This window comes from Lysinibacillus sp. NPDC096212 (assembly GCF_044763105.1).
GTDB lineage: Bacteria > Bacillota > Bacilli > Bacillales_A > Planococcaceae > Lysinibacillus.
The window spans coordinates 15429-27225 of sequence record NZ_JBIWFQ010000047.1 but is presented as its reverse complement, the minus strand read 5'-3'; the positions used below and the strand labels follow the sequence as shown (position 1 = coordinate 27225).

General features: G+C 37.4%; 9 protein-coding genes and 1 riboswitch. Of the genes, 6 read left to right on the top strand and 3 right to left on the bottom strand.

Annotated features, from left to right (window positions below):
• The first annotated feature begins 279 nt into the window (after positions 1-279).
• From ACIQ7T_RS26795 to panF, 3 genes are all read left to right on the top strand, one after another.
• Positions 280-1974, top strand: coding sequence for a methyl-accepting chemotaxis protein (locus ACIQ7T_RS26795; protein WP_402875015.1), 1695 nt, complete (start codon positions 280-282; stop codon positions 1972-1974).
• Positions 1975-2244: 270 nt separating this feature from the next.
• On the top strand, positions 2245-2508 hold the full coding sequence (locus ACIQ7T_RS26790; RefSeq protein WP_370076560.1) for a YhdT family protein: 264 nt from the start codon (positions 2245-2247) through the stop codon (positions 2506-2508).
• The gene (panF, locus tag ACIQ7T_RS26785; RefSeq protein WP_402875012.1) at positions 2508-3953 is read left to right on the top strand and encodes a sodium/pantothenate symporter; all 1446 of its coding nucleotides are present in this window, start codon (positions 2508-2510) and stop codon (positions 3951-3953) included. Before ACIQ7T_RS26790 ends, panF begins: the two co-directional genes overlap by 1 nt.
• 1567 nt (positions 3954-5520) lie before the next feature.
• Here the strand turns inward: panF and ACIQ7T_RS26780 are convergent.
• Entirely contained in the window at positions 5521-6303 is a 783-nt protein-coding gene (locus ACIQ7T_RS26780; RefSeq protein ID WP_370076546.1) for a TSUP family transporter, read from the bottom strand.
• A gap of 123 nt (positions 6304-6426) precedes the next feature.
• On the opposite strand from ACIQ7T_RS26780, the gene ACIQ7T_RS26775 reads away from it, so the two are divergent.
• Entirely contained in the window at positions 6427-7209 is a 783-nt protein-coding gene (locus ACIQ7T_RS26775) for a TrmB family transcriptional regulator (protein ID WP_370076544.1), read from the top strand.
• Between the two features lie 73 nt (positions 7210-7282).
• On the opposite strand, the gene ACIQ7T_RS26770 is transcribed toward ACIQ7T_RS26775, so the two are convergent.
• Positions 7283-7654 (bottom strand): nucleotide excision repair endonuclease, encoded by a 372-nt coding sequence (locus tag ACIQ7T_RS26770; protein ID WP_370044156.1) that lies wholly within the window; start codon positions 7652-7654, stop codon positions 7283-7285.
• A 557-nt stretch (positions 7655-8211) separates the two neighbouring features.
• Between ACIQ7T_RS26770 and ACIQ7T_RS26765 the strand changes: the two genes are divergently transcribed.
• Both ACIQ7T_RS26765 and metA read left to right on the top strand, forming a co-directional pair.
• Positions 8212-8511 carry a YfzA family protein gene (locus tag ACIQ7T_RS26765; protein ID WP_370076542.1) on the top strand — a complete coding sequence of 100 codons (300 nt, stop codon included), beginning with the start codon at positions 8212-8214 and terminating at the stop codon, positions 8509-8511.
• Between the two features lie 156 nt (positions 8512-8667).
• Positions 8668-8778, top strand: a riboswitch (SAM riboswitch).
• 150 nt (positions 8779-8928) lie between these two features.
• Positions 8929-9864: a homoserine O-acetyltransferase MetA gene (gene metA / locus ACIQ7T_RS26760; RefSeq protein WP_402875006.1), complete on the top strand. Its 936-nt coding sequence runs from the start codon at positions 8929-8931 to the stop codon at positions 9862-9864.
• 75 nt (positions 9865-9939) lie between these two features.
• On the opposite strand, the gene ACIQ7T_RS26755 is transcribed toward metA, so the two are convergent.
• Positions 9940-11682, bottom strand: coding sequence for an endospore germination permease (locus ACIQ7T_RS26755; protein ID WP_402875003.1), 1743 nt, complete (start codon positions 11680-11682; stop codon positions 9940-9942).
• Positions 11683-11797: the final 115 nt, after the last annotated feature.

Genomic DNA, 11797 nt, shown 5'->3' with positions numbered 1-11797 from the left:
TAGACGCTACCATTATACCGAATTGGGGAGGTGCCCGTTTTTTATTGTTTTAGAACCCTTGATACTAAAGAGATTAGAATTATGAAATTAACTCATTCAACAAATATTAGAGAATTATTGTCTTTCCTATTGCCACTGCTCACTAACAGCTCATTTATATTAAAATTGTTAATTTATTGATAATGTATTGAAACTATTTACAGAATAATGTTTAATAAAAATGGATTACATTTTATACATAATATTCCTGTTAAATATGAGAAAGGAGAGAAAAATTATTTGCGCACTTTTAAAATTAGTACCAAATTTAATTTGCTATTAGTGGGAGTTATCCTGTTTTTAAGCATTATGATTGGATTTGTATCCCATATACAAGTGAAGCAAATTATGCTTAATAATTTTGAGCAGAGTGTAAGCCATATTTCAAAGGTCGGCTATGCGCTTCTAGAAGAACGATTTAAGGGAGATTGGACTATTAAAGATGGGGAACTTTACAAAGGGGATTCAAAAATAGTTGATCAGGAAGCCTTTGTTGATGAGGTTGGAGAAAGCATCGATGGTGGTGTAACCATTTTCCAAGGCTCAAAAGGACTTATTACTAATCTAAAGCTAAATGGCGAACGTTTAGTTGGCAAAGATGCTGATCCAAAAGTCGTTGAAAATGTAATGACTAAAGGGGAAACCTTTATTGGTGAGGCAGATGTAGTAGGAACGAAATACTTAACACTCTATGCACCTATTAAAGATGCAAATGGAGACATCATTGGGATGTGGTTTGTCGGTGAAACGATCGATGAAGTGAATGCTATTATTTTTGCATTTATCGGCAAGCTTCTCATTGTATTGTTCATCGGAGCTGTCATTGCTATATTAGGTAGCTTCCTCTTTACAAGAGCATTTGTGAAGCCGCTTCGTGAAATGAATGCTCAACTTCGAGATATTGCGGATGGAGAGGGAGATTTAACAAAACAGCTACAAATTAATTCCAAAGATGAAGCAGGTGAGCTTGCGCAATCGTTTAATAAAATGCTGACAAGCTTAAAGGTAGTCATGCAACAAATAGCACAATCCTCTAAACAAGTTGATGTATCGTCTGATGGCTTAACATCTAAATCACAGCAAACGGCGGATATGACGAGACAGCTAACTTCAACACTTCAAGATTTAGCCGATGGTTCAAGAACAACATTACATAGCACTAGTGATAGCTTAACGGCCATGCAGGAAATGGCGATTGGCATCCAACAAGTTGCTGAAACCGCTTCAACGGTTTCAGATGCTGCTGATTTAATGAGTGATGAGGCTGCTCAAGGAAATGACTCTTTGAATCGTGTATTGAATCAAATGACAATTATTAATGAATCATCCGACCATGTAGAGGCGCAGGTGCGAATATTAGGTGATCAGTCACAGCAAATTGGCAATATCGTTGATGTGATTACAAGTATCGCCGATCAAACGAATTTGCTTGCCTTGAATGCTGCCATTGAAGCGGCTCGTGCTGGTGAGCAAGGCAAAGGCTTTGCTGTCGTTGCAGATGAGGTTCGTAAATTAGCAGAACAATCAAAGGAATCTGCTGACCAAATAGCATCACTTATTCATTCAATTCAAAATGATACGGCCAATGTTATTACGGCTATTTCTAGTAACTCGAAAGAAGCTGCCGCAGGTATGGATGTTGTCGATGATACAAAGCTAGCCTTCCATAAAATCATGCAGTCGATTAAGGGGGTTAGTACACAGTTGCATGACATCTCTGCTGTGACGGAGCAAATGTCCGCAAGTGTTGAAGAAGTTACTGCCTCAACAGAAGCAATGGCGCGCATTGCAAACAAGGCAACTGAAAGCACCGACCACGTTACGTTAACAGCGGAGGAGCAATTAGCTTTCATAGATAATATGGCTTCTTCTGCCAAAGAGATGGCACAACAGGCAGACGAGCTTCAAAGCTTACTAAAGAAATTCCAATATTAGTTGAAAAACGTTTGGGTCCTAACGGGTTTACCTTGGGGACGAACAAGTACCTAAAAAGAAAAAAATTAATCTAGCAAATACACTAAACGAACACTCCTAAAAAAGGAGTGTTTTTTAGTTGTGTGGGATTTTATGTTAAAGTTGGATGCAAGGAATATAAAATGAGGAGGAAGCTGAGATGCAGAGCACATATAAGAAATTTATTTCTACACAAAGGTTCCCATAATACGAACATATCAGTAAAATAGAGTAGGTTAGGGGGACTATATTTTGAAAGATCAACGCTTTAAAATTGCGCATCGAGAGGCGCTTATCGGTATCGGGCTTGTTATCGTCAACTTTGCGATTTGGTTTGGCTTTGCCTATGGTCTAGGCTCTGGTGATCCAACAAGCTATACGTATGTATTCGGTTTCCCTGCATGGTTTTTCTATAGCTGTATTGCAGGGACATGCTTTATGATTATTTTAATCTGGGTCGTCATGAAACTCTTTTTCAAAGAGGTACCATTTGACGATGAGGAGGTGGATCAATAATGCACTGGCAAGTTATTTTTCCACTGTTATTATTTTTAGTAATCATCTTTGGTATTGGGATATGGTCAAATAAGCATATACGCTCTTCCGATTCATTTTTACAGGAATACTTCCTTGGTGGTCGTGAAATGGGCGGCTTCATCCTTGCGATGACAATGATTGCTACGTACGGTAGTGCAAGTAGCTTTATTGGTGGTCCAGGCGTTGCTTACACGAAAGGGCTTGGCTGGGTATTACTGGCGATGGCGCAGCTTCCTGCAGGTTATTTTGTTTTAATGATTTTAGGGAAGAAATTTGCTATTATCGCAAGACGTTATCAAGCCATCACGTTAATAGACTTTTTACGAGAACGCTATAAGAGTCATGCCATTGTCATCCTATCAGCCATTAGCATCATCATCTTTTTATTTTCTGCAATGATGGCACAATGGGTAGGTGGTGCTCGATTAATTGAATCATTAACTGGCTTAAACTACACAACTGCACTCTTTATTTTTGCGATTTCCGTATTGGTTTATGTTATTATTGGGGGCTTCCGTGCGGTTGCATTGACGGATACTGTGCAAGGCTCGATTATGGTCATTGGAACGATTATTTTATTAATTGGGACAATCATCGCTGGTGGAGGAATCGATAATATTATGACCTCACTTGTCGCTGAGAATCCGAATCTTGTGTCTCCATTTGGAGCAGAAGGTGAATTAACGCCATTATACGTTTCTACATTTTGGATTTTGATAGGTGTCGGAGTTGTGGGGCTTCCACAAATCGCAGTTCGTGCTATGAGCTATAAAGATTCAAGAAGCATGCATTTAGCCATTATCATTGGCACTATTGCCATTGGGACAATTATGTTTGGGATGCATCTAATTGGTGTTTTAGCACGTCCAGTAATACCAGGTATTGAGATTGGTGATAAAGTAATGCCGCTGCTGACGTTAAAGGTTTTGCCGCCATTTTTAGCTGGCATTGTTTTAGCAGCACCCATGGCAGCAACGATGTCTACAGTCAACGCGCTACTTATGCTTGTAAGCTCTACAGTAGTGAAAGATATTTACTTAAATTATATAAAACCAACAGCGAATGATACGGAAATTAAGCGTGCGAGTTTTATTGTTACAGCAGTGATTGGTTTAGCCGTCGTCGTTTTTGCACTTAATCCACCAGATTTATTAGTTTGGCTTAATTTATTTGCTTTTGGCGGACTTGAGGCAGTCTTTATTTGGACCGTCGTACTAGGACTATATTGGAAAAAGGCCAATAAGTATGGTGCGATTGCGTCAATGATTTCGGGTATGATCCTTTATATTATCATTGATCGTTTTTATCCTTCTGTCTTTGGCATGCATACTGTGACAATTCCAATAGTCGCTTCATTATTGATATTTGTTATTGTTAGTTTATTAACAAGTCATAAATTTAAAGATGAAAAGTTGTTTATTTAAATTAGAGAACGCCGTAGAGTGAATGTCTACGGCGTTTTATACTGTAGAAAATAAGCAAAACGCATAGAATGTTCGAAATGATGGATAGACTGTCCAAAATTGTGGATAGAACGTTCAAAGTGACGGAAAGACCCTCCTGAGTGACGGATGGAACCTCCGAGGTGGCGGATAAAACCACTGAAACGACGGAAAGAACTTGAAGTGACGGAAAGACCACCCGGAGCGACGGAAAGAATCACTGAAGCGACGGATGGAACCTCCGAAGCGAAGGAAGGATCCTCCAAATAATGGTTAGAATCACAAAGTCGTGGATCGAACGTCCAAAATCGTGGATAGAATCTCCGGATTAATGGATAGAAAGTTCAAAGTGACGGAAAGACCCCCCGGAGCGACGGAAAGAATCATTGAAGTGACGGATGAAACCTCAGAAGCGACGGAAAGAACCCCTGAAACGACGGAAAGAACTTGAAGTGACGGATGGAACCTCCGGAGTGACGGATAAAACCACTGAAATGACGAAAAGAACTTGAAGTGACGGAAAGACCACCCGGAGCGACGGAAAGAATCACTGAAGTGACGGATGAAACTTCCGAAGTGACGGATAAAACCACTGAAACGACGGAAAGAACTTGAAGTGACGGAAAGACCCCCCCGGAGCGACGGAAAGAATCATTGAAGCGACGGATGGAACCTTAGAAGTGACGGATAAAATTACTGAAACGACGGAAAGAACTTGAAGTGACGGAAAGACCACCCGGAGCGACGGAAAGAATCACTGAAGCGACGGATGGAACCTCCGAAGTGACGGAAAGAACCACTGAAGCGAGGGAAGGATCCTCCAAATAATGGCTAGAATCACAAAGTCGTGGATAGAACCTTCGAAATCGTGGATAGAGCGTCCAAAATCGTGGATAGAATCCCTGGATTGATGGATAGAAAGTTCAAAGTGGCGGATAGACCCCTGAAGCGACGGATGAAACTTCCGAAGTAGCGGATAAAACCACTGAAACGACGGAAAGAACTTGAAGTGACGGAAAGAATCATTGAAGCGACGGATGAGACCTCAGAAGCGACGGAAAGAACCATTGAAACGACGGAAAGACCCCCCGAAGCGACGGAAAGAATCACTGAAGCGACGGAAAGAACCTCCGAAGCGAGGGAAGGATCCTCCAAATAATGGCTAGAATCACAAAGTCGTGGATAGAACCTTCGAAATCGTAGATAGAGCGTCCAAAATCGTGGATAGAATCCCTGGATTGATGGATAGAAAGTTCAAAGTGGCGGATAGACCCCTGAAGCGACGGATGAAACTTCCGAAGTGGCGGATAAAACCACTGAAACGACGGAAAGAACTTGAAGTGACGGAAAGACCACCCGGAGCGACGGAAAGAATCATTGAAGTGACGGATGGAACCTTAGAAGTGACGGATAAAACCCCTGAAGCGACGGAAAGAACTTGAAGCGAACGGAAAGAACCTCCAAAGTGACGGATAGAACAACTGAAACGACGGATAGCCTCTCCGATATGAAGGGTGGAATGCCCATAGAAAGCTAAAACGCCGTAGAGCTAGATATCTACGGCGTTTTTTATGTAATCATAAGCATTTTTAGTTAACAAAGTAATCGTTACGATAATAAATAATACGCGAACAAAGCCGCTACCTTTTTTAATCGCCATACGTGAGCCTACAAGTGCACCGGCAATTTGAGCTATGCCCATTAGTAAACCATAGACATAATGAATCTGACCTAAGTAAGCGAACATTAAAAGACCCGCAAAATTACTTGCTAAGTTTAAAAATTTGGCATTTCCTGCTGCCTTTAAGAAATCGAAGCCGACTAATAAAAAGCTAAAAATTAAAAATGAGCCAGTTCCTGGACCAAGAAACCCATCATAAAAACCAATTGTAAATAACAACAGCATGAATAAAACTAAGTGTGTAAACTTTAAATTTTTGACTGCAGCTACTGAACCCCAATCTTTTTTAAAGATGGTATAGACTGCAACAGCAGCAAGCATTATGAGCATGAGTGGTTTTAGTAATTCAGGATTGATTAAATGGACAGTCCAAGCCCCAAAAAGTGATCCTATAAAGGCTAGGGGAAAGTATTTGATAACTGACCGAATTTCTAGCTGACCAGAACGATAAAAAGAAATGGTTGATGTCAAAGAACCCATAGTGCCGGCAAGTTTATTGGTTGCTACGGCTGCTGCTGGATTTAAACCAGCAAACATAAGGGCAGGTAAAGCAATTAAGCCTCCACCTCCAACGACCGCATCCACAAAGGCGGCTAAAAATCCAAAAGATATTAATAATATGACTACATTTACATCTAATTCAAATAGCATGTGTGCACCTCTCAATAGTTACTACTGAAATAGTAACTAAATTTCGCGAGGCTGTAAAGACTAATTTTTTCGTTGGCTTATCTTCATAGGCTTATCTTATAATAGAGGTAATGGAGGGATTCGATGGAATTATTAATCGCCCAATTAAAAGAATTGGGATTCACAGAATATGAAGCAAAGGCCTATACTGCACTTGTCCAAAATAGTCATGTTAGTGCCTATCAAGTAAGTAAAAACTCCGGTATCCCTCGTGCAAGAATATACGACATACTTGATGTACTTGTTGAAAAAGGGTTAGTATTGAAAGAAGAAACGGCAGATCAAACGACATACTCTTCCATTCCTGTCGCTGTGTTTTTACAACAAATTCAACAACGTTGGCAGTCAAATTTCACATCGATTAGTGATCAATTAGAAAAATTAGAGGTAAAAGAGCAGGAAGCGGAGCATAAGGTTGTCACATTAAAAGGCAAAGAGGCAATCGTTAATTATTGTCAGTCTTTATTAAAAAAGGCGGAGAAAAAAGTCATATTATCAATGTGGGAAGATATGTATGAAGAATTGCGGGAAGATATACATGAGATAGCGAAACATATCCCTGTTCATGGAATTACCTTGTATGTGGAGGACCATTTAGCTTCTATTGACCAACACCGTATCACTCGCTATACGAGGAATGCGTCTACACCTCATTGGTTTATTTTATCGGTAGATGGCAAGCAAATGATTTATGGTCACTCTCCGTCAAATCAGGAAACGGCTTTTATTACCAATGATCCTGTTCATATATATTTATTAGAGGATTATATATGGCATGACGTGCTTATTAATCGCCTTTTAAAGCGCGATGATACGGAGCTTGAGGAATGGATTACTAAAGAACGTAAAGCATTTTTCTTAGAATGAAAGTATTGAAAAAGAATCTGCAAGCCGTCATGTACATTACAGAAGGCGAGCAGATTCTTTTTTTCGTTAAATATTAATAAAATACTTTATCAACATTGTATTTAGCGCGGAATGAATTGATCGCGTATGTTTCGTAAATTTCACGTTCCATTGGATCTTCCACTTCATACACTTCAATTTTGAAAATTTCATTACGGTGATTTTTCATCGGTGACACATTGTCCTCGAAATGCTTTTTAATACGTTGACGAATTTTACGTGCTTTACCGACAAATAATAGTTCGTTCTCTTCATTGTAGAATAAGAAAATACCACCGTTTTCACGTGTGATTTTATGGAAATCAATAAAACCATGGTACGGTGTGATTGGTACATCACCTGGCTTTAAATCTTGTTCGCGTTGGCGAATTACTAAATCTGGTTTTGGAAATTCAATTTTAATCAAAGTATTCACGTTCCTCTCTGTTACTAAAGGTATATGTTAACATAAGTACAGCATGTTTACCATCAAATAATGAATGTAAACATTCAAGATTAGTGTTAAACAAATTACATAATGACATGCATGGTTAATAACAAAATATTCTATGTACTATTGATATTCTTAATTGTTCATGTTACAATTCTTTTTAATTAAATAATCTCATCATGAGAAATTGAGGGATTGTTTTAGAAACCCAGTCGTACCAAGGGTTTGAAGTACATGATAAGATGTTGGGTAGATTAAAGTTTATTTGTTATTAATAATACACTTCTTATTGTCTATTAATTTAGATGAGGAGAGGTGTATTTTTTTATGCTGTTAAAGTTTGCTTATGATGATTTTATTGCAGACAGAAAATTCAACAATACGACTCAAGCAAGTATCAATAGTTACAAATACATGATTAAGCCGTTCATCGACAAATATAATTGATAGGATTATCTAAAAAAGAGAATATATGTTTAATTTTGAAATTTATTCCTGAATTTTACGTATAACAATTAGAGGGGGGATATAACTTGGCTAATAAACAAAAAAATCCAATTCCATTTTTGAAAAAAACTTGGGTGTCTTCTATTGGTGTATTTTTATTGTCACAGATAATCTTTATTACGTGTGAAGCAACAGGATGGATACCTAATTATAGAGATATTGGCGGAACGTTTATTGGAAGAATTACGGAATCTTCAATTTTCAAAGAGTGGTTTACTTTTTATGAAACACCAAATTTCAATTTACTTACTATCTTTTTTGGCATCTTTCTTGTGTTTGGAATAATAGAGGCGATAAAAAGTGTTTTTTCACCAAGGTCTACATAAGTAAAGACTATAGCAAAAGTATCACTAGGGTGTAAAGATAAATAACTAAACTATAATTTCCCTAAAAACATAATGACATGCATGATTAATAACAAAATATTCTATGTATTATTGATATTCTTAATTGTTCATGTTACAATTCTTTTTAATTAAATAATCTTATCATGAGAAGTTGAGGGATTTGGCCCGATGACGCTTCAGCAACCTCTAACGAAAGTTAGAAAGGTGCTAATTCCAGCAAAGGATTTGTCCTTTGAGAGATAAGAGTGAACGTGGAAAAATCCTTCTCATTCTATCTCAAATGGAATGAGGAGGATTTTTTAATTTCATCGAAAAAGAAGACTTAATGAGTTTTGAACAGGGCCTGTGCATGGAGACTAAGGCCCAATTGATTTTAACTAGAGAGGGGAATGCAAGATGCCAATTAATATTCCGAAAAACTTACCAGCTGGAGAACATTTACGTGAGGAAAAAATCTTCGTAATGGAAGAGGACAGAGCGAAAACTCAACAAATTCGTCCATTAAATATCTTAATTTTTAATTTAATGCCGGAAAAAGAAAAAACAGAGCTGCAGTTACTACGTTTATTAGGTAATACACCGTTACAGGTGAATATTACATTTTTAAATACTGCTACACATGAATCGAAAAATGTTAGTAAATCACATTTGCAATTATTTTACACGACTTTCAATCAAATTCGTCATCGTCGCTATGATGGCATGATTATTACGGGTGCACCAGTAGAGAAAATGGAATTTGAAGAAGTGAACTACTGGCAGGAAATTTCTGAAATTATGGATTGGTCCAAGACAAACGTAACATCGGTTTTACATATATGTTGGGGTGCACAGGCAGCGTTATACCATCATTACGGTATTGGTAAAATTGGGCTGCCTGCTAAATGCTCAGGTGTATATTCGCATGTTATTACGGATTTAACAGTGGATTTAGTACGTGGCTTTAGTGATTCATTTACTGCACCACATTCACGTTATACATCTGTATCAATTGATGAAGTACTTAGCCATCCCAATTTACGATTACTATCTTATTCTGAAGATGCTGGTGTTTTCATTGTGCAATCTAAGGATAATAAAAACATTATGATTACTGGCCATCTTGAATATGATGCGACAACCTTAGCGGATGAATATAGTCGTGATGTTGCGAAAGGATTAGATATTGAGGTACCCGTGAATTACTTCCCAAATGATGATCCAGGAAATGAACCGATTAATACGTGGCGTGCCCATACACATTTATTATTCTCGAATTGGTTGAACTACTATGTTTACCAAGAAACACCATACGAATGGGATTTTGTCGATCAGATTGAATATCATATTTAAAACCGCTCAATTACAATAAAGAAAAATGATGACTTTGATATTTCAGGGTCATCATTTTTTCACGCCATTATGCTGTTAATTTTCTGATGAATTTTTATTTCTATCACTGCTTGGAGTATTGCCGGTATCGCTATCATTCTGTGTAGTATTGTTGCTACTATCACTCTGCGAAGGATTTTCGCTGTTACTTGCACTTTGAGTAGAATTATCGTTATTATTACTACATTCATTTTGAGTAGTATTACCGGCATTGCTACTACTATCACTTTGAGTAGAATTATCGTTATTACTACTACTTTCATTTTGAGTAGTATTTCCGGCATTATTGCTACTTTCACTTTGTGTAGCATTTCCACCATTACTGCTACTTCCACTTTGAGAAGAATTCCCGCCATTGTTGCTACTATTACCCTGAGTAGAGTTTTCGTCATTACTATTACTTTCACTCTGTAAAGAGTTTCCGCCATTGTTGCTACTATCATTTTGAGTAGAATTACCGTTATTACTACTACTTTCACCTTGAGTAGCATTTCCGCCATTACTGCTACTATCACTCTGAGTAGAATTACCGTTATTACTACTACTTTCACCTTGAGTAGCATTTCCAGCATTGCTACTGCTATCACTCTGTGAAGAATTATCGTTATTAGTATTACCTGCACCTTGAGTAGCATTACCGTTATTACTACCATTTTCATTCTGTGTACTACAATTACTTTTTGTATTATTACCGTTGATTTTGCGAATCTTCGCGACAAGTAGTAAAACTAATGGTAATAAGATAGCGAAAATAAAGGAAAAAATAGGCCAGGTTTCTTTATTGTAAATTTCTGAATGAATGATACTAGGATGAACAATTTGTGAAAGTCCAAGGATAATCATTCCGAATGGAAAAATGAGCGGTCGATGATTGTTAATTTTACATATTTGTGCGATGCCGATGACCCCAGCGTAAAAAAACATAAAAGTTTTAATATAAATTGATATTATCCACATTGCTGCCATAATAACTTCAATACGCTGCAAAAAATTCCCGATTGAAATTCTTTGGGCTAATGAATAGCTAGGAAATGTCCTAGAAGCAGTATTTGTTGGACCTAGGACAAGGATAGCCAGTGTGATGATAGCAATTAAGACAATCCCTCCAAGAATTGTGCCAATGTAAAAACCTTTTTGGGCTGATTCATGGACGTTAACAGAAGAAGGAAAAATCATTAACAATATGACAAGTGGCAATGAAAAAATACTCATTAATCGAATAATACTAAAGAATAATGATTTTGCTGGTACTTCCATTATTGGCTGTAGATTTTCCATATGGACGGATGGTGAAATACAAACTACAAAAAAAATAAAAATTAAAATAAACATTGCGAATAGTATTTCTGCAGAACGGGCAAAAACTTCAATTCCTAGAAATGCTGCATAAATAATGATAATACTGAACAGAAAAGCAAAGGCCATCATAGGTGTTTCTGGCATAATTTCTGTTTTCATGAAAATGCCAATGAAATATAATAATTCACCAGCAGAAAGAAAGGATAGAATAATAAAGCCAATCGAAGTTATTTTTCCGAAAAAACGACCTAATATCTTTTCATTAGCCTCTACAAATGTAAGGGTAGGTGTCCGTTTTCCTACAGTAACGAAAAGCTTTATTAAGAGTAAACTTAGAACGACACTAATAATCGCTGCAATCCAGGCATCTTGTTTCGCTTCACTTGTTACACTAGCAGGGCTAATTAAAATAGCTGTCCCAATTGAAGAGAGAAGGGTAATGATCATAAATTGTCTTGAGCTAATTATTTCTTTTTCCATATGAACGCTACCCCTTTTCTCTTAACATAAAGTTCCTTATTATTTTATCAAGGAGACAATTAAATCTTTAATTGGTGAAATGGGCTTGGAATTTTGATCCTTAATGGACCTCAAT